General features: G+C 66.4%; 17 protein-coding genes. 14 read left to right on the top strand and 3 right to left on the bottom strand.

The window, feature by feature from the left end; translation table 11 throughout:
• The first annotated feature begins 631 nt into the window (after positions 1-631).
• The 9 genes from NS365_RS01670 (at position 632) to NS365_RS01630 (ending at position 11,945) form a co-directional block, all read left to right on the top strand.
• Positions 632-1,402, top strand: coding sequence for an aspartate/glutamate racemase family protein (locus NS365_RS01670; RefSeq protein ID WP_058598546.1), 771 nt, complete (start codon positions 632-634; stop codon positions 1,400-1,402).
• A 145-nt stretch (positions 1,403-1,547) separates the two neighbouring features.
• A complete protein-coding gene (locus tag NS365_RS01665) occupies positions 1,548-2,360 on the top strand; it encodes an ABC transporter permease (protein ID WP_244498327.1) in 813 nt (270 codons plus the stop codon).
• A complete protein-coding gene (locus tag NS365_RS01660; RefSeq protein WP_058598545.1) occupies positions 2,360-3,166 on the top strand; it encodes an ABC transporter permease in 807 nt (268 codons plus the stop codon). Before NS365_RS01665 ends, NS365_RS01660 begins: the two co-directional genes overlap by 1 nt.
• Positions 3,167-3,201: 35 nt before the next feature.
• Complete coding sequence (locus NS365_RS01655; protein WP_058598544.1) at positions 3,202-4,329, top strand: ABC transporter substrate-binding protein; 1,128 nt, start codon at positions 3,202-3,204, stop codon at positions 4,327-4,329.
• 63 nt (positions 4,330-4,392) lie between these two features.
• Complete coding sequence (locus NS365_RS01650; RefSeq protein ID WP_058598547.1) at positions 4,393-5,463, top strand: ABC transporter ATP-binding protein; 1,071 nt, start codon at positions 4,393-4,395, stop codon at positions 5,461-5,463.
• Positions 5,464-5,507: 44 nt separating this feature from the next.
• The gene (locus NS365_RS01645) at positions 5,508-7,052 is read left to right on the top strand and encodes a hydantoinase/oxoprolinase family protein (RefSeq protein ID WP_058598543.1); all 1,545 of its coding nucleotides are present in this window, start codon (positions 5,508-5,510) and stop codon (positions 7,050-7,052) included.
• Positions 7,053-7,055: 3 nt separating this feature from the next.
• A complete protein-coding gene (locus tag NS365_RS01640; protein WP_058598542.1) occupies positions 7,056-8,147 on the top strand; it encodes a DUF917 domain-containing protein in 1,092 nt (363 codons plus the stop codon).
• Positions 8,147-9,235 carry a DUF917 domain-containing protein gene (locus NS365_RS01635; RefSeq protein ID WP_058598541.1) on the top strand — a complete coding sequence of 363 codons (1,089 nt, stop codon included), beginning with the start codon at positions 8,147-8,149 and terminating at the stop codon, positions 9,233-9,235. Before NS365_RS01640 ends, NS365_RS01635 begins: the two co-directional genes overlap by 1 nt.
• Positions 9,236-9,302: 67 nt before the next feature.
• Positions 9,303-11,945, top strand: coding sequence for a LuxR C-terminal-related transcriptional regulator (locus tag NS365_RS01630; RefSeq protein WP_058598540.1), 2,643 nt, complete (start codon positions 9,303-9,305; stop codon positions 11,943-11,945).
• A gap of 215 nt (positions 11,946-12,160) precedes the next feature.
• On the opposite strand, the gene NS365_RS24360 is transcribed toward NS365_RS01630, so the two are convergent.
• The gene (locus NS365_RS24360) at positions 12,161-12,325 is read right to left on the bottom strand and encodes a hypothetical protein (RefSeq protein WP_193753364.1); all 165 of its coding nucleotides are present in this window, start codon (positions 12,323-12,325) and stop codon (positions 12,161-12,163) included.
• 155 nt (positions 12,326-12,480) lie between these two features.
• Here NS365_RS24360 and NS365_RS01625 point away from each other — a divergent pair, with 155 nt between their 5' ends.
• From NS365_RS01625 to NS365_RS01610, 4 genes are read left to right on the top strand one after another with little or no spacing between them, the layout of a single operon-like run.
• Complete coding sequence (locus tag NS365_RS01625) at positions 12,481-12,828, top strand: ArsR/SmtB family transcription factor (protein WP_058598539.1); 348 nt, start codon at positions 12,481-12,483, stop codon at positions 12,826-12,828.
• Between the two features lie 12 nt (positions 12,829-12,840).
• On the top strand, positions 12,841-13,266 hold the full coding sequence (locus tag NS365_RS01620) for a YeeE/YedE family protein (RefSeq protein WP_058598538.1): 426 nt from the start codon (positions 12,841-12,843) through the stop codon (positions 13,264-13,266).
• A 3-nt stretch (positions 13,267-13,269) separates the two neighbouring features.
• Positions 13,270-13,728: a YeeE/YedE family protein gene (locus NS365_RS01615; RefSeq protein WP_058598537.1), complete on the top strand. Its 459-nt coding sequence runs from the start codon at positions 13,270-13,272 to the stop codon at positions 13,726-13,728.
• Entirely contained in the window at positions 13,725-13,934 is a 210-nt protein-coding gene (locus NS365_RS01610) for a hypothetical protein (RefSeq protein WP_430515409.1), read from the top strand. Before NS365_RS01615 ends, NS365_RS01610 begins: the two co-directional genes overlap by 4 nt.
• 265 nt (positions 13,935-14,199) lie before the next feature.
• Here NS365_RS01610 and NS365_RS01605 read toward each other — a convergent pair whose 3' ends face one another.
• The gene (locus tag NS365_RS01605) at positions 14,200-14,763 is read right to left on the bottom strand and encodes a cytochrome b (protein WP_082684356.1); all 564 of its coding nucleotides are present in this window, start codon (positions 14,761-14,763) and stop codon (positions 14,200-14,202) included.
• A 99-nt stretch (positions 14,764-14,862) separates the two neighbouring features.
• Between NS365_RS01605 and NS365_RS01600 the strand changes: the two genes are divergently transcribed.
• On the top strand, positions 14,863-15,291 hold the full coding sequence (locus NS365_RS01600; protein WP_058598535.1) for a plastocyanin/azurin family copper-binding protein: 429 nt from the start codon (positions 14,863-14,865) through the stop codon (positions 15,289-15,291).
• Between the two features lie 257 nt (positions 15,292-15,548).
• Here the strand turns inward: NS365_RS01600 and katG are convergent, their stop codons facing one another.
• Entirely contained in the window at positions 15,549-17,870 is a 2,322-nt protein-coding gene (gene katG / locus NS365_RS01595; protein WP_058598534.1) for a catalase/peroxidase HPI, read from the bottom strand.
• Positions 17,871-18,164 lie beyond the last annotated feature (294 nt).

Genomic DNA, 18,164 nt, shown 5'->3' with positions numbered 1-18,164 from the left:
TGTGGATTGGCGACAGGGTACGTGTGAAGCTGAGTCTCGGAACCTTCGCATGCGGGCGGCACGCTTCGATCAGTGGTTCCAGATCAGACCATTGCTCGTCGCTCAGCATCTGCGCACTTCTCCTCATCGGAAAAGCCAACGACATAGAGTCGGCTTCAGACGCTAACAGGCCCTAGTCATGGGAGAGTTTCGCGACTGCCCCTTCCCAACGTCTCACGGGCTGTCTGCTTGCGTGCATTCGTCAGGCTTCGTCGACGCCTCAGGATCCAGCCCTGCTCCCTTTCACGCATCAGCCCCGCATGGATGCGCGCGATCAGAAGGCCCTCCAGGAAAGCCTGGCAGTTCGCGAACTAATCGAACGAAAAGCCCTCTTTCCAAAGCAAGCTTCCATGGCCGTCTTCGGTTTCAAGGGCGACAGACCTGCCTGCCCAACGATTGGACATGTGGGATCATCATGCTCGATCCTTGAGCGGCACAGGCAGATTTCCCTTGAATACCTACCCCACAGGATAGGTTGGGAATGGTTTGACCTAACCTAAACCTATCCCGATTTTGTCCTAACCTATCCCTCAACCCCATTTCGGATCGCTCGCAAGTCTCGCAACATCGATGCATCGAACAGGAGGCCTGCATGATCGATCGGCCCATTCATGTCCGTATCGTCTCCCCCATCACGGCCCGCAACTTCCGTCCGCCCGCCGTGCTGGAAGCGCTCGGTGGCCTGGGCCTGAAGGTCAGCGGCTCGCAGATCGAAGAGGGGCCGGCGTCGATCGAGAGCGAATTCGAGACCGCCATCTGTGCGCCCGACACGATCCGCCGGATCGTGGAGGCGGAACGCGAGGGTGTCGACGCCGTGGTGATCGACTGCATGGCCGACCCGGCCTTGCGCGCCGCGCGCGAAATGGTGCGCATTCCGGTGATCGGGCCGTCTCAGGCGGCCATGCATGTTGCCGCGATGCTCGGCCATCGCTTCTCGGTCGTCACGGTGATGCGCCGCTTGCGCGCACAGTTCGAAAACGCCGCCGCGCTCCATGGCCTGGCGTCGCGCATGGCATCGGTGCGCTCCGTCGATATCCCGGTCCTCGCCTTGGAAGACGATCTCGACGCCACGCAGCGTCTCCTCGTGGAACAAGCGCGGCTCGCGGTGGAGAAGGATGGTGCGGAAGCCGTGATCTTCGGATGCACGGGGTTGCTCGGCTGCGCCGGCGCGGTGCGCGCGGGGCTCCTCGCCGGGGGGATCGACATTCCCGTCATCGACCCGATCCCCAATGCGGTCCATATCGCGGCCGCCCTCGCGCGCTCAAACCTGACCCACAGCGCGCTGACCTATCCCCCACCGCCCGAGAAGGACGTCGCGGGCTTCGAAGCGCTTCGCGCCAGCTTGGCCGCAGCGGCGCAATGAGCGGGGTCAGGGGGCGCGCGACATGAACCGAACGCAGACTCTCACGCATCAATCGGAGACGGCGGGGCCTGGAGCCGTCTTACCCGGCACAAGCCGACGCCGAGCCCCGCGTCTTGCGCTTTGGCTTCTGGCGGTTCCCGCGACGTTGTTCTTTCTGGTCTTCTTCATTCTGCCGACGGCCTCGCTCTTTGCGATTTCCTTCAACAAGAGCGTGTCGGGCTCGGTCGCCTTCGTTCCGGCGCTGACGCTCGACAATTACGCCCGCATTTTCACCCGTTCGATCTATTACGAGGCCATCGGCCGCTCGGTCGGCATCGGCGTCATCGTCTCGCTCCTATGCCTCGCGCTCGGCTATCCGCTCGCCTACGTCATCGCCAAGACGCAGCATCCCGGCCGCAACGCGGTTCTGATGATCCTCGTCCTGTCCTCGATGCAGCTCGACATGGTGATCCGGCTCTACGGGCTGATGGTGCTGCTCGGCGACAACGGTCTGATCAACGGCGCGCTCGTCGCCTCCGGCCTCGTGTCCGGCCCGCTGCCGCTCATGTACAATCTGTTCGGCGTCGTGGTCGGGCTGGTGCAGGTGACGCTGCCCTTCATGGTGATCTCGCTGATCGGGGTGATCAAGTCGATCCCGCCCTCCTTCGAGGAAGCGGCGCGCTCGCTCGGCGCCTCGCGCTGGGCGGCCTTTCGGGCCGTCGTGCTGCCGCTGTCCATGCCGGGCATCCTGTCGGGCTCGCTTCTGGTCTTCGCGCTCGCCATCTCCTCCTATGTCGTGCCGGCGCTGATGGGCGGCTGGAAGGTCGTGACGCTGCCCATTCACATCTATCAGCAGATCGCCGAAGCCGGTCGCTGGCAGTTCGGCGCGGCCATCGCCGCCATCCTGTTCCTGACCAGCCTTCTGGCCGTCATTCTCTATCAGGCCGCCGCGCGGCTCACCGCCGGAGGGCGCGCCTGATGCGTGATGGCGAAACGATCCCGCTTCCCTTCAAGATCGGCGCGGCCCTGGCGCTCGCTGTTCTCCTCGTACCCGTCCTGATCGTCGTGCTGACGGGCTTGAACGCGGGCGACTACCTGACCTTCCCGCCGCAGGGCCTGTCGCTGCGCTGGATCGGGGCCTTCCTGACCTCGCCGACCTTCGTGCCGGCCTATCTCTTCTCCTTCAAGCTCGCCTTCGTCACCACGCTGATCGCAACGCTGATCGGCACGGCGGCGGCGCTCTGGCTGACGCGCACCACCAGCGCGCTCGGCCCTATCCTGCGCACGCTCTTCGTGCTGCCGCTGGTTCTGCCGGGCGTGGTGTTGGGCCTGGCGCTCTATGTCTTCTTCTCGACCAGCGGCATCGGCCTCGCCCGCTCCTTCACGGGCCTGCTCATCGGCCATGTCATCGTCACGACGCCGCTCGTGATCGCGACCGTCTCGGCCGCGCTGGTGGATTTCAACCGCTCGCTGGAAGAAGCGGCCCGCTCGCTCGGCGCCTCGCCCCTCGCCGCGTTTCGCTCCGTGACGCTGCCGATCATCCGGCCGGGCATTTCGGCGGGCGCGCTCTTCGCCTTCATCGTCTCCTTCGGCCAGTTCGAGGTGACGCTGTTTCTCGCCTCGCCCGACACGCAGCCGCTGCCGATCGCGATCTACACATCGCTGCGCTACCGCTTCGAGCCGACGGCGGCCGCAGCCGGCATCTTCGCGATCCTTCTGGTGATCGCCTCCACCATCCTCACCTCGCGCCTCGTCAATTTCCGCCGCCTGTTCGGCGGGCGCTGAGCGCAAGTTTCCTCTTCCCCTCCCGGAGACAGGCCATGACCGATACGCATGACATGAACTCTCCCCGCCCGAACCGCCGGCAGATCCTCAAGGCAGGGGCTGCTTTCGGCCTCGTTGCGTCGAGCGCCAATCTCTTTTCGATCAATCACGCCTTCTCGCAGGACGTGACCTATGACGGTCAGGTCTTCGATGCCGGCGGCGCGACCCTGCGGATCGCCGAATGGGGTGGATTCTGGCAGGAAACGCAGCGCAAGCTCCTGCTCGACAAGTTCGAGAAGGACTTCAACTGCCGTATCGAATACGACAGCTCATTCCCCTGGTTTCCGAAATTCGTGGCGGGCGGGCCGAAGAACCCGGCCTATGCCGTGACGAACTGGAACCTGCCGGAAATGTTCAAGACGGCGGGCGCGGGCGACTATTTCCTGCCGCAGGACGAGCTTCTGGCGAACATGCCGAACGCCAAGGGTGTCTGGCCCTTCGCGACCGCCAACGGGCTGGGCGTCACCTGGGCCTTCTCGCGCTATTGCTGGGTCTACCGCACCGACACGGGCCTCGCCCCGCCCACCAGCTTCAAGGATTTCTGGGCCGAGCGCTATGCCGGCAAGCGCGGCACCTATGTGACCACCAACACGCTCCAGATGGACTTCTTCATCGCCAGCGCGATGAACTTCGGCAAGGATCAATACGATCTCGACGCCGGCTATGAGGCCATGCGCGCCGCCATGCCGATGAAGATTTCCGACTTCACCGGCAACATGCAGGCGCTGGTGGAGCGCGGCGAGGTCGAGATCGCCGTGCAGAACGACGGCGAGGTCTATCTCCAGAAGGCCAAGGGCGTGCCGGTGGATGCCTGGATCTGGGACAATCCCAAATCCATCCTGACGCAGACCAAGACCGTCAGCCGGTATCTCGAACCCATGCAGAAGAAGCTGGCGCTCGCCCTCGTGGATCGCACGCTGGACCCGGCCTATCAGACCGCCGTCGGCGAGGTCTTCTTCTACCGCCCGACCAATCGTGACGCCAAGCTCCCCGCCGGCTTGCTGAGCCAGGGCGTCGAGAACACCGCCAACGCGCTGGACGGGCTCTTCATGCCGGATTGGAAGAGCTACCTCGAACACGAGGACGATATCGTCGAAACCGTGAACGAAATCTTCGCCTCCTGACGCCGCCGCGTGGGCGGCTGCTTCAGCCGCCCGTCTCGCTCCCCTTCGCAGGATTTTGCTCCCGTGACCGACATCCGGCTGATCAAGCTGACCAAGAGCTATGGCGCCTCGCGCGCCGTCGACAATGTCGAACTGCATATTCGCGACGGCGAGTTCTTTTCGCTGCTGGGGCCTTCGGGCTGCGGCAAGTCCACGACGCTGCGCATGATCGCGGGCTTCGTGGAGCCGAGCGAGGGGCGCATCTGGCTGGGCGAGGACGACGTGACCGCCCTGCCCCCCGAGCGGCGCGACATCGGCATTGTGTTTCAGAACTACGCGATCTTTCCCCATATGGACGTGGCGTCCAATGTCGCCTTCGGCCTGAAGATGCGCAAGGTTCCAAAGGCCGAGATCGGACGCAAGGTCGAGGCCGTGCTGGCGCAAGTCGGCCTCAGGAACTACGGCGAGCGCTATGCCCGCCAACTCTCGGGCGGCGAGCAGCAGCGCGTGGCGCTCGCCCGCGTCCTCGTCACGCAGCCGCGCATCCTGCTTCTGGACGAGCCGCTCTCGGCGCTCGACAAGAACATGCGCGAGGAAATGAAGTTCTGGATCAAGGACCTCCAGCGCTCGCTCGGCATCACGACGGTCTATGTCACGCATGACCAGGACGAGGCGCTCACCATGAGCGACCGGATCGGCGTCATGCAGCGCTCGCGCCTCGTGCAGGTCGGTACGCCCGAAGATATCTACGAGCGGCCCGAAACGCTCTTCGTCACGAGCTTCATCGGCCACTCCAATCTCATCGACGTCGAGATCGGCGCGGTGGCAGAGCGGCGCGCCCATGTGCGGTTCGCGGGGGCCGAGTTCGAGGCGCGGGCGGGCGCGGGCGTCGCGCCCGATCGGGCGGCCAAGCTGGTGGTGCGGCCCGAGAACGTCGTGGTCGATGCGCAGGCGCTGCCGCCGGGCACGGTGCGCTTTCCCGCGACGATCCTATCGGAAACCTATCAGGGGCCGATCGTGCGCTATCGCCTCGCGATCGGCGGGGTCGAACTCACCGCCGAGCGGCAGAACCAGTTGCACCAGCGCCGCTTCCCGCCCGGCACGCCGGTTCTGGCGGGCTGGGACCCGAGCCGCTGCGAGGCGCTCGCGGGCTGAGCGATCGGACCCGACCTTTCTTTCAATCTTCGAGGAATCACCCCATGCGGATCGGAATCGACGTGGGCGGCACCAACACGGACGCCGCCCTGATGGATGGCCTGCGCGTTGTCGCGGCCTGCAAGTCTCCCACCACGGCCGACGTTTCGTCCGGCGTCGTCTCCGTTCTGCGTGAGGTGCTGCGCCTCAGCGGGGTGGACGCCGGTGCCATCCAGGCCGTCATGATCGGCACCACGCATTTCACCAATGCCGTGGTGGAGCGCCGCCGCCTGTTGCAGGTCGCCGCGATCCGGCTCGGCTTGCCCGCGACCCGCGCCCTGCCGCCGATGACCGATTGGCCGGACGATCTCGCCACCACGCTCGGCCGCCATCGCTACATGGTGCGCGGCGGGCACGAGTTCGACGGGCGCGAGATCGCCCCGCTGGACGAGCGCGAGATCCTGCGGATCGCCGGCGAAATCCGCGAAAAAGGCCTGCGCGCGGCCTCGGTCACTTCCGTCTTCTCGCCGGTCACGCCGATCATGGAGCAGCGCGCGGCGGAAATCCTGCGCGAGGAAGTGCCGGGCATCGCGCTCTCGCTCAGCCACGAGATCGGCCGCGTCGGCTTTCTGGAGCGCGAGAATGCGGCGATCATGAACGCCTGCCTCGCCGACCTGTCGCGCCATGTCGTCGCGTCCTTCCGGCAAGCGCTGCGCGACATGGCCATCACCGCACCCTTCTTCATCAGCCAGAACGACGGAACGCTGATGACGCCCGAGCATGTCGAGCGCTATCCCGTCCTGACCTTCGCTTCCGGTCCCACCAATTCCATGCGCGGCGCGGCCATGCTGGCCGGCGAGAAAGAAGCCATGGTGGTGGATATCGGCGGCACGACCTCCGATGTCGGTATGCTCATGCAGGGCTTCCCGCGCGAGTCGGCGGTGGCCGTCGATATCGGGGGTGTGCGAACCAATTTTCGAATGCCGGACGTGCTCGCGATCGGCCTTGGCGGTGGCTCACGCGTGCGCGACGAAGGCCGGCGCATCGGGCCGGACTCGGTCGGCTACGAGATCACCTCCAAGGCGCTGGTCTTCGGCGGCGACACCCTGACCACGACCGACATCGTGGTGGCCGCGGGCCTGGAGGATATCGGGGACCGCTCGCGCGTCGCCCATATCCCGGCCGCCACCGTCAACGCCGCGTTGGATACGATGCATCGCATGGTGGACGAGGCGGTGGACCGGATGAAGACTTCGGCCGAGCCCCTGCCGGTCGTGCTGGTCGGCGGCGGGTCCATTCTTGTGTCTCGCGATCTGCCGTCCGCCTCGCGCGTCATCCGGCCGGAAAACGCGTCCGTCGCCAACGCCATCGGAGCTGCCATCGCACAGGTCGGCGGCGAGGTGGACCGCATCTATTCGCTGGAAGGCACCTCGCGCGACGCGGTTCTCGATGGCGCCAAGAAGGAAGCGGCCGACCATGCCGTGAAAGCCGGCGCCTCGGCGGGCTCGGTGAAGATCGTCGATATCGAGGAAGTGCCGCTCGCCTACCTGCCGGGATCGGCCACGCGCATTCGCGTCAAGGCCGTCGGCGATCTCGTGATCGGAGCCTGAACCATGAAGCTGAATTCCGAAGACCTGAAGGATCTGGCGCTGGGCGCGGCGTTTCTCGGCACGGGCGGCGGGGGCGATCCCTATGTCGGCCGTCTCATGGCGCAGCAATGCCTGGACGAGGGGCTGGAGATCGAGGTGATCGATCCGTCCGACCTCGACGACGAGGCTTTCGTCATCCCGACAGCCATGATGGGCGCGCCGACCGTTCTGGTCGAGAAGATTCCGAGCGGCGAAGAGGCGGTGAACTCGCTTCAAGTGCTGGAGCGCCATCTCGGTCGCAAGGCGCAGGCCACCATGCCGATCGAGATCGGCGGCATCAATTCCACCATTCCCCTCGTCGTCGGCGCGCGGCTGGGCCTGCCCATCGTGGACGCGGACGGCATGGGCCGCGCCTTTCCCCAGCTCGAAATGGAGACCTTCGGCGTCTACGGCGTTTCGGGCAGCCCGATGGTCGTCTCGGACGAGGATGGCGACCACGCGCTGATCATGGCGCGGGACAACCGGGACATGGAATGGCTCTCGCGCGGTGTCGCCATCCGCATGGGCGGCTGCGCCTATATCGCGGAATATTCGATGTCGGGCGCGGACGTGAAGCGCACCGCCATTCCCAACACGCTGACCCTCGCCATGCGGATCGGCCGCACGCTGCGCGAGGCCAAGAGCCGCCATCTCAACCCGTTCGAGGCGCTGCTGGAGCTGCTGCCCAAAACGCTCTACCATCACGGGCGCATCATCTTCACGGGCAAGATCGCCGATATGAGGCGCGAAACGCGCAACGGCTTCTCGCTGGGGCACGCCCGGATCGATGGTTTGGGGCGCTTTTCCGGCACGATGGAGATTGAGATTCAGAACGAGAACCTGATCGCGCGCGTCGGCGGCGTGGTGAAGGCCATCGTGCCCGATCTTATCTGCATCATGGATTCCGAAACGGCCGAGCCGATCACCACCGAGAACCTGCGCTATGGCCAGCGTGTCTCCGTCATGGCGGTGGCGGTGCCCGAGATCATGCGCACACCGGAGGCGCTCGCTGTGTTCGGCCCGTCCTGCTTCGGGCTCGACCATCCGTTCGTGCCGATCGAAACCATGGCCCTGTGATGCGCGAGATCACGATTCACGATCTCGACGATCTGGCCGTCGGCGCGGCCATTCTGGGCACGGGCGGCGGGGGCGATCCCTATATCGGCAAGCTGGTGGCCCGCGCGGCGCTGGAAGAGTCCGGCCCCGTCCGCCTCCTGTCGTTGGACGAGGTACCCGATGGCGCGCAGGTCGTCGCCTGCGGGGCCATGGGCGCGCCGACCATCCTGATCGAGAAACTGCCGGGCGGCGAGGAGATGGAGACGGCCTTCGCCGCCTGGGAGCGCCATACCGGGCGACGCATCGAAGCGGTGATGCCCTTCGAGGCGGGCGGGGTCAATTCCATGGTGCCGATCGCGGTGGCCGCCCGGCGCGGCCTGCCGGTGATCGACGCGGACGGCATGGGCCGCGCCTTTCCCCAGCTCGAAATGGAGACCTTCAACGTCTACGGCGTCCCCGCCTGCCCCACCGCCATCGCCGACGAGAAGGGCAATGTCTCCGTCATCGAGACGCCGAGCGCGGCGCAGGCCGAATGGATCGCGCGCGGGCTCACCATCCGCATGGGCGGCCAGGCCTATGTCGCCAATTACGGGATGGACGGGGCGAGCGCGCGCCGGGTTTCCGTGCCGGGCACGATGTCGCTCGCCGTCGGCATCGGGCGTACGCTGCGCGAGGCGAAAGCGGCGCGGCGCGACCCCGTGTCGGCGCTCGTCGCCTTCTTCGCCGGCACGCATTACGGCTGCGCGCGGCTCATCGGCGCGGGCAAGGTGGGCGATCTCTCGCGGCGCGAGGTCAATGGCTGGTCGGTCGGCACGGTGCGCATCGAGCCCTTCGAGCCGGGGGCCGATCCGATCCTGGTGGAAATCCAGAACGAGAATCTGGTGGCCGAGCAGGGTGGCCAGGTGCTGGCCGTCGTGCCCGACCTCATCTCCATTCTCGATCTCGACACGGCGGAAGCCATCCCGACCGAGCGCCTGCGCTATGGCCAGCGCGTCAACATTCTGGCCGTGCGCGTGCCGGAGATCATGCGCACGCCCGAGGCCTTGGCGATCTTCGGCCCGGCCGCCTTCGGCCTGAAGCACGCGTATCGCCCGCTGTCGGAGACGTAGAACCTTGATGTCGGCCGCCCTCCAGTGCAGCACTTCTGCGACGGAAGGCGGTTGGGCATTCGATGGCATGAATTCGACAGACAAGCGCTGGGGGCTCGCGTCGGAAGCGTTCCGCCCGCCTCGCCGGATGCCCGACATCATCGAACGGCGCTCGCTGATCGAGCGCCTTCGATCGGCTGTCGAGGGCCAGATCGTGCGCGTTCTGGCCCCCGCAGGCTACGGCAAGACCGAGCTTCTCGCCGCGTTTTACCAGACGCTGCGGATGGACGGGGTGCCGGTCGGCTGGCTAGACATGGCACGCCTCGGCCGCAAGCCGCTTGCGCCCGCGCTCGCCGCCGCCTTCGGCTTTGCCGACCTGGCCGCAGACGCCGAAATCTCGCTGGATACGGTGATCGAGGCCATTGCCGCCATTCCGGCGCAACGCAGCGTCGTGCTTCTGGATGGCGTCGCGCCTGTTCATGGGCCTTTGCTCGGACCCCTTCTGGAGATGCTGCCCGATCGCATCAGCCTCGTCATGGCCTCGCGCCACGATCCCGGCATTCCCATCTCGCGCTTTCGAATCCGTGGTCTTCTCAGCGATTTCGGCCCCGCCGATCTGGCTTTCACGACGGCGGAAACGCGGCGTCTCGCGGCCCATTGGAGCCCGGGGGACCTGGATCGGCTCTGCAAGGCCACGCTCGGATGGCCGGCCTTGGTCAGGCTCGCCGTCTTGTCCCTTTCGGGCAGACGTGACGAGCGTGAAATGGAGCGGGTGTGCAGTGGTGCCCATCCCGATATTCGCAGCTTCGTGCGGGAAGAGGTCCTGGCTGCGACAGGGCCAGGGGACGCGACCATTCTGTCGGTCGCGGCCTGTCTCGGCGAAGCGCCGCGCCGTCTCATTTGCGAATTGGCCGGGGCCGCCGACGGACGTTCGCCCGAGAAACTGGACGATCTCGTGCCCGCTCTCCTTCCGCTGGACGAGCGGGCGGACTGGTTCGCCTGCCATCCCATGATGCGCGCCGTCCTGCGCATCGATCTGGCGGCCGAGGAAACGCGGCAGCTTCATTCGCAGGCAGCCGCCTGGTTCGCCGGCCAAGGCCTTATCGAAAAGGCGGTTCTCCATGCGGGCCATGCCGGCGACTTCGGCTTTGCCGCCCACACGATCCAGGCGGCGGGCGGCGTCGATCTCTTTCTGCGGGCGGGCTACAAGGTGCTGCGCCGGCTTCTGGACGGCCTACCCACTGAGGTGATCGAGGCATCCCCCGGCCTGCGCCTCTGCGCCGCCCTGGTTCTGGCCAAAGAGGGCCGAATTCTCGCCGCGCGAGAGGCGATGGACGAGTTGAAGGCGCTGGCGCGGGACGACCGCCAGGCCGAATTGCCCGAGCATGTCGTCGTCCATATCGACTCGCTTCTCGACATCTACGAAGATCGTCGCTTCGAGCCTGAGCAGATCGAGTGGCTGGAGAGTCGCCTGCGCTCGCAGCGCCTGCGCGATACCTGGGAGCTCGGCTGGCTGCACAACCATTTGTGTATTGCCCATACGCGGCAGGGCGCATTGAGGCGGGCCCGGCTTCACGCGCTGAAAGCGCTGGAATGCTACCGCAGCGAAGGCACCCCCTATGCGCAGGCTTTCATGTTGGTGCATCTGGCGCTGGTCAACCTGATGGGCGGTCGGTTGGCGGCCGCAGCCCATTTCAGCCGGCAGGCCGAAGACCTCGCTCGGCGCACGCAAGGTAATGACGAGACGCTGCTGGCGATCGCCCGCATCCCTTTGGCCGAAGCGCTCTACCGCCAGGGCCACGTGCGCGCCGCCGACAGTATTCTGGAGGAGTGCCTGCCACTCGTGGCGGCGGGCGAGGGCTGGGTCGATCTCTATGCGCGCGGCTTCGTCAGTTGGGCACGGTGCCGTTTTCGGCTGAAGGGCCTGGACGAGGCGCTGCGCATCACGGATCGTGCCGCGCGCGTCGCCGAGGACCGCCGCCTGCCGCGCCTCGATCTCGTGGTGACGATCCTGCGCGTCGAACTCCTGACGCTAGCCGGCGCGCTTGGGGCCGCCGAACAGGCCGCCCGCGCCCTGCCGGGCGAGGGCGGATGGCCGACGCGCCGCGAGATGCGCGACGCGCAGGTCGCGCTCGCCCGGCTCCGCCTGCAGCAAGGCGAGAGCGATGAAGCGCGCCGCCTGCTTCTCGACCTTGTGTCTCATACGCAGGACGACGACGACGCGCTGACCGGACTGAGCGCCCGGATCGTTCTGGCGGAAGCCTGCCATGCCGGCCACGATCCAGCCGCAGGAATGGAGACCCTGATCGAGGCCGCATCGCTGGCGCTGGAGCACGATCTGGTGGAGCCCTTCGTGGCGGAAGGCGAGAGCTTTCGCGATCTGGTGCGGGCCCTGATGCGGCGCTCGGGTCTGGCGACCTTTCCCTCTGACATCGCGGCCTTTCTCAACCGCGTTCTGGCGCTCGGCGGCGGCGGGTTGGAGCGCCCAGGTCTGGGCCTCCTGTCGGAGCGCGAACTCGGCGTCCTCGCTCTCATGGCCGCCGGCCACAGAAACAAGCAGATCGCCCGCGACCTCGGTATCACGGAGGCGACCGTGAAGTTCCATATCAAGAATCTGTTCGCCAAACTCGGTGTCAGCCGCCGCGCCGTAGCCGTTTCCCTCGCCTCCGCCATGGGCCTCCTTGAACAGTCTCCCACGCCGGGGGGCGGCCACAAACGAGGAGAACTCTGATCCGATGGGACCTGTGCGCGGCGGGCTCTGATCGCAGAGCCAGCGCTTGAGATATCAGCCGATGCGCGGTGGGCCGGGATCTGGGTTTGCGGCAAGCCGTTTCGAGGCGCTTTTGGCGTCCAGCGACCCAAGCCGGGCACATCCGTGCCGCCTTCATGCCACCCGCGCAACGAAGGCCATCGCCTCGTTGTGAGCCCGGTTCATGTCGGTCCAGTTTACCGAAGCCCAGGATGCGGCGAACGGTTCAAGGCCTTGCTCAGGAACTGTTTGGCGGCCTTCGTTGTGCGGGTCTGGCAGACATAGAAGTTCAGCGTCTCCCCGCCATCGCCGATCCGGAAAGCGGACGTCGGCCGGATGCCAACGGTCAGGACCTCGATCACGCGTGAGCCAATCTCCCAACTCCTATAGTGCCGCGCAGATGCCTATCTTCGATCGCGTCGATCGACGGCATGGCCGCGATGCGTGGGCGATCTGAGCTGCGATCTTGTCAATTAGTATATCCTAAATTAGAAAGTGCTCACACAGAGAGAGCGTCATGGACAACGTGCAGGAGTTCGAAGCCAAGGCGCGCGAGGTCGCCGCGATCCTGAAAGCGGTCGCCAACGAGCGACGCCTGATGCTCTTGTGCAAGCTCCTCGACATGGGCGAGGCGAACGTCGGCACGCTCGCCGAGGCCGTCGGCCTGTCTCAGTCGGCGCTCTCCCAGCATCTCACCGTTCTGCGCGAGCAAGGCATCGTCGCCTACCGGCGCGAGAGCCAGACACTCTGGTACCGGATCGCCGATCCCCGGATCGAGGCGTTGTTCGGGGCGCTCCAGGGTCTGTTCTGCCCGCCGAAAGACGGGGCCACCGCCGCGCCCCTCTCGCACACGTTCACCGCCTGAGGATCTGCGACCATGGACCAGTTCACCCCCATGTCCGCCCTCGGCGGCGGCCTGCTGATTGGCCTCTCCGCCGCGATCCTGCTGCTCGCCAACGGGCGCATCGCCGGCATCAGCGGTATCCTCGACGGAGCGCTCAAGCCCGGCGGGTCAGAGACCTCGTGGCGCCTCGCCTTCCTGGTCGGGCTGCTGGCTGCCGTCCCGGTGATGGCGCTCGCCGGCTACGCGCTGCCGGCGGTGCAGGTGGGGAAGACGCTTCCCGTCGTCGCGCTCGCCGGCCTCCTCGTCGGCTTCGGCACCCGCCTCGGCTCGGGCTGCACCAGCGGTCACGGCGTCTGCGGTATCGGTCGCGGGTCGGGCCGCTCGATCACCGCGACGCTGACGTTCATGGCGAGCGCTGCCGCCACCGTCTTCATCATCCGCCACGTCCTCGGAGCCTGACCCATGGCCCGCATTTTTCTCGCCCTCCTGTCCGGCCTCGTCTTCGGCGTCGGGCTTGTCGTCTCGCAGATGGTCGTCCCGGAGAAGGTCCTCGGCTTCCTCGACGTGTTCGGGACCTGGGACCCGAGCTTGGCCTTCGTGATGGGCGGCGCGATCCTCGTTTCCGCACCCGCCTTCGCTCTTGCCCGGCGCATGGGACGACCGCTGGCCGCCCCGCGCTTCGAGATCCCGACGCGCCGCGACATCGACGCCCGGCTTCTGTCCGGCGCCGCGATCTTCGGCCTCGGCTGGGGACTCGTCGGCCTGTGTCCGGGGCCGGCACTCGCCGCGATCGGGCTGGCCCCGACACCTGCGATCGTCTTCGTCGCGGCCATGGTCGTCGGGATGCTCCTGTTCCGCCTGACGCTGGATCGCAGCACCGCGACCCGGTCGATCGCGACAGCACAGGAGGCGGACGCATGACCGCCGCTCCCGTCATGCTGGCGGCCGCGACGGGTTCCGGCGGCCTCGTCCTTGGTCTGTTCGGCGGCGGCTCGACCCTCGCGGTCGCGCCCCTCGTCTACATCGTCGGCATCCCCTCGCCCATGTGGCGATCGGAACCAGCGCGGTCGCAGTCGCCGCCAGCGCGCTCGGCAACCTCGTGCTCCATACGAAAGCTGGCTGAGTGAAGTGGCGCTGCGCCACCATCTTCGCGATCGCCGGGGTCGCGGGTTTCGCCTACACCTGGGCGAGCGCGGAAAGGGCTGTGCCGGACAGGGCGCCCAGAAGAAGGGAGGCTGTCGGGAGCGTCGTACGCATCGAGTTGTCTTGCTGGAGGAGAGACAACAACGAGCCGGCGAGCAACGAACGGGTTGCGGCTATACGAAAGCGTATAGGATGTCTCTGCCGGACGTTCCCGAGCGATGCGGCTCACGCTCGGCTCCGCCTCGTTCATCACCAGATCCGGATGCGGTTCAGGAGGCCGTCGCGCCGGATGAACTGGTGATTCAGGGCGCCGGCGATGTGCAAGGCGGTGAGCGTAAGGATCGCCCAGCCGATCGCTCCGTGAAGCTCGAAGAGCTGGTCGCTCCGATCCTCGTTCATGGCCACGAGATCGGGCAGCGCTAGCCCGAAGAAGCGGATCGTATCGCCCGACAGCGCCGAGGCGTACCAGCCGACAACAGGCATGGCCACGAGGAGCGCATAGAGCGCGGCTTGCACCAGCGTCGCCAGACGCATCTCCCAGCGCGGCGTGTCGCCGGGCAACGGCTCGATCGGGTGGGTCAGGCGCCAGACGATGCGCGCGGCGACAACGAGCAGGATCAGGAGGCCGAAGGATTGGTGCAGGGCGACCAGTGACGCGCCGGTGTCGCTGGGGCCCAGCGCATCGAAGGTCCAGGCTAGCCCGAACATAACGACGAGAAGACCGGCCGTCAGCCAATGCAGCAGACGCTTGGTGAGAGGGAGCGGACGCGGCCGTCCTGCGCTGGAGCGCTCACTGCGGTAAGTTACAGACACGTATAGTTCCCCGAGTTGTCAATCAATATCCACTCCTACAATACTCTCCCTACGAAGATCGGCGCAAATACACCGAGCCTTCAAAATCGGAGTACGAAAATGAATTTTGCGAAGCTTGCTACAACTGCCGCCGTCCTCGCCTTGCTCGGTCCCGTTTCAGCCTTCGCCGCCGAGACGGTCTCAGTGCAACTCGTGGGCGAGCGTGGTGGCCAGATGGCGATCAAGCTCGACAAGACCGAGGTGCCGGCGGGCGAGGTGACGTTCCAGGTCGCCAACGTCGCAGCCAACACACCGCACGAGATGGTCGTGATCAAGCTCGACAAGCCGGGCGAGACGCTGAAGGTCGATCCCGCCAAGAACCGCGTCGACGAGAAGTCGCTGATGAGCATGGGCGAGGTGTCCGACCTCAAGGCAGGCCAGTCCGGCAAGCTCACGGTCAAGCTGAAGCCCGGTTCCTACGAGCTGATCTGCAACATCAAGGGTCACGTCGCAGCCGGCATGGTCGCCATGTTCACCGTGAAGGGCTGACCGCGGCTCGCCGCCTCGGGGAGAACGCCAACCCTTTCCTCGGGACGGCGGCCCATCTGCCTTCCGTATGCTCCCAGAGCAGGAGCGAAAGAAGGCCGGGACCTTTGGCGGGTCCCGGCCTTCTGTCACTGGACCCTTGAGGCCCCGACGCCCGCAGCGCCGTTGTTCCGGTCAGGCGTGGCGTGCAGGCCACCGCGAGCCTACAGGCGCCATTCAGGCGACGGGGCCGCGAGCGTGCGCCTGCCGCCCCCGCGTCATCAGGCGGCCATCGGTGCGTGGCGGCGGTGGCCCTTCACATCGTAGCGATCGAGCATCATGACCTTGTCCCAGACGCGCACGAAATCGTGCCGGAAACGCTCCTCCCCATCGCGGCCCGCATAGGCATCGCAGATCGAACGGAGTTGGGCGTTGGACCCGAACACGAGGTCGTTGCGTGAGGCCGTGAAACGCCGCTCGCCTGTTTCGCGGTCAACCAGCGCGAATGTCAGGGCCGCATCGTCGAGCTTGTGCCACTCGAGCTCCGTGCTCAGGAGGTTTTGCAGGAAGTCGGTCGAGAGCGTGCCAATACGGTCCGTGAAGATGCCCGTCTGCGAACCGTCGTGGTTGGCGCCGAGCGCGCGCAGGCCTGCCGTCAGGACCGTCCATTCGGGCGCTGTCAGCTTCATCAGATTGGCCTTGTCGAGGAACATCTCCTCTGGCGAGACGCCCCTCGCGATCTCGCCGAAGCCCTCATCGACATAGTTGCGGAAGCCGTCCGCCACCGGCTTCAGCCAAGTGAACATCTCGATGTCGGTGAGATCCTGCGTGGTGTCGACGCGGCCCGGCGTGAACGGCACGCGGAGCTCGCCGCCCGCCTCGCCCGCCGCCTGCTCGACGGCGACGCAGCCGCCCAGGACGATGAGGTCCGCCAGCGACACGCGCTTGCCGTCGCCGCGCCCCTCGTTGAACGCCGCCATGACGCCGCGCAGCGCTTCGACCACCGGCAGGGTGCGACGGTTGACGGCCCAGCTCCTCTGGGGCTCAAGCGCCAGACGGCCGCCGTTCGCGCCCCCGCGTTTGTCACTGTCGCGATAGGTGGAGGCGGCCGAGAAGGCCGTGAAGGCAAGATCCGAGACGGAAAGCCCGGTGTCGCGGATGCGTGCCTTCAGATCGGCGATCTCGGCCTCGCCGACGAGATCGTAGTCGCGCTCGGGCAGCGGGTCCTGCCACAGGAGCCCGTCCTCGATCGTCACCTCGGGGCCGAGATATCGGTGCCGGGGTCCCATGTCGCGGTGGGTCAGCTTATACCAGGCCTTGGAGAAGGCCTGCGTGAAAGCGTCGAAATCGGCGAGGAACTTCTCGCAGACCTTGCGGTACTCGGGGTCCACCTTCAGCGCGATATCGGTGGTCATCATCATCAGCGGGTTCATCTGCCCCGCCACGTGGGCGTCGGGGGTCTTCGGCGCGTCGGGGTCTTCCGGCGTCCACTGGATCGAGCCGGCGGGGCTCTTCGTCTGCTTCCATTCGAAGCGGAAGAGATTCTCCAGATAGCTGTTGTCCCAGCGCGTCGGATCGGGGGTCCAGGAGCCCTCGATGCCGTTGGTCATGGTGTCCTTGCCATGGCCGGTCCCGCGCGGGTTGTGCCAGCCGAGGCCCATCGCCTCCATCGGTGCCATTTCCGGCGGGGGGCCGATATCCCTGGAGGGCGTCATGCCGTGGCTCTTGCCGAAGGCGTGGCCACCGGCGATGAGCGCCACGGTCTCCTCGTCATTCATCGCCATGCGGGTGAAGGTGATGCGGATGTCGCGTGCCGAGCCCATCGGGTCGCCGTCGCCGTTGGAGCCCTCCGGATTGACGTAGATCAGCGCCTGATGGGAGGCGGCGAGCGGGTTCTCGAGATCGTAGTCGGGATCACCGTTCTGCCCGCGCCAGCGCTTGTCGCGCGCGGTCATCTTGGAGACGTCGTCGGTCTTTTCCATGTCGAGGACTTCGGGTCCCCAGTAGGTCGCGTTGTCGGCCTCCCAGGCGTCGAGACGCCCGCCGCCGAAGCCGTAGGTCGGAAGGCCCATGATCTCCAGCGCGCAGTTGCCGGTGAGCACCATCAGATCGGCCCAGGACAGGGCGTTGCCGTACTTGTGCTTGATCGGCTGCAGGAGGCGGCGCGACTTGTCGGTGTTGCCGTTGTCCCACCAGGACGAGATCGGCGCGAAGCGCTGCATCCCCGTTCCCGCGCCGCCGCGCCCGTCGGCGATGCGGTAGGTGCCTGCCGCGTGCCAGGCCATGCGAACCATCTGCGGGCCGTAATTGCCGTAATCCGAGGGCCACCACGCGACGGAGGTGGTCAGAAAGGCCTTGATGTCTCGCTTCAGCTCGGCGAGGTCGATCTTGTTGAATTCGGCCGCGTAGTCGAAGTCTGGGCCGAGAGGATCGGCGGCGAGACCGTTCTGATGAAGCACCTCGACGCGCAGGCGGTGTGGGTACCAAGCCTCCAGCGTTGGCGGGCTGCCCTGGGCTCCGCCGATCCGGTCGCCGCCGAACGGGCACTTGCCCTCCATCCTGTGGGTCTCGGTGTTGGTCTTGTCGTTCGATAGGTTGTCCATGGCCGCAACCGCTCCGTCTGCCAGCGCCGCGCTCGAGAGGTTGTCGAGGTCGAAGGACGGTACCCGTCGCGACCACGTGCCAATCTCTGCAAACCGACGTCTTTAGGTGGGCATACAAATGGAGCGGACGCAGCGGACAGCAATCCGAATTGCCGAACGGTATAGAGACGGACACGCCCCGGTAGAGTTCGGCCGGGGTGGTGGGTGCGCTGCTCGTTGCGGATATTCAGGCAGGTGCCGTTCCGACGATGTCTGACATGACGGAGATTGCGGGCGTGATGTGCGACGCGCCCG

This window comes from Aureimonas ureilytica, from assembly GCF_001475935.1.
Classification (GTDB): domain Bacteria; phylum Pseudomonadota; class Alphaproteobacteria; order Rhizobiales; family Rhizobiaceae; genus Aureimonas; species Aureimonas ureilytica_A.
This window is presented reverse-complemented; position numbering and strand designations above follow the sequence as displayed.

Excerpts from the sequence above, each read along its gene's own strand:
- NS365_RS01670 (WP_058598546.1), top strand. The coding sequence starts at position 632 with ATGATCGATCGGCCCATTCATGTCCGTATCGTCTCCCCCATCACGGCC.
- NS365_RS01660 (WP_058598545.1), top strand. The coding sequence starts at position 2,360 with ATGCGTGATGGCGAAACGATCCCGCTTCCCTTCAAGATCGGCGCGGCC.
- NS365_RS01655 (WP_058598544.1), top strand. The coding sequence starts at position 3,202 with ATGACCGATACGCATGACATGAACTCTCCCCGCCCGAACCGCCGGCAG.
- NS365_RS01645 (WP_058598543.1), top strand. The coding sequence starts at position 5,508 with ATGCGGATCGGAATCGACGTGGGCGGCACCAACACGGACGCCGCCCTG.
- NS365_RS01640 (WP_058598542.1), top strand. The coding sequence starts at position 7,056 with ATGAAGCTGAATTCCGAAGACCTGAAGGATCTGGCGCTGGGCGCGGCG.
- NS365_RS01635 (WP_058598541.1), top strand. The coding sequence starts at position 8,147 with ATGCGCGAGATCACGATTCACGATCTCGACGATCTGGCCGTCGGCGCG.
- NS365_RS01630 (WP_058598540.1), top strand. The coding sequence starts at position 9,303 with ATGAATTCGACAGACAAGCGCTGGGGGCTCGCGTCGGAAGCGTTCCGC.
- NS365_RS01625 (WP_058598539.1), top strand. The coding sequence starts at position 12,481 with ATGGACAACGTGCAGGAGTTCGAAGCCAAGGCGCGCGAGGTCGCCGCG.
- NS365_RS01620 (WP_058598538.1), top strand. The coding sequence starts at position 12,841 with ATGGACCAGTTCACCCCCATGTCCGCCCTCGGCGGCGGCCTGCTGATT.
- NS365_RS01615 (WP_058598537.1), top strand. The coding sequence starts at position 13,270 with ATGGCCCGCATTTTTCTCGCCCTCCTGTCCGGCCTCGTCTTCGGCGTC.
- NS365_RS01610 (WP_430515409.1), top strand. The coding sequence starts at position 13,725 with ATGACCGCCGCTCCCGTCATGCTGGCGGCCGCGACGGGTTCCGGCGGC.
- NS365_RS01600 (WP_058598535.1), top strand. The coding sequence starts at position 14,863 with ATGAATTTTGCGAAGCTTGCTACAACTGCCGCCGTCCTCGCCTTGCTC.
- katG (WP_058598534.1), bottom strand. The coding sequence starts at position 17,870 with ATGGACAACCTATCGAACGACAAGACCAACACCGAGACCCACAGGATG.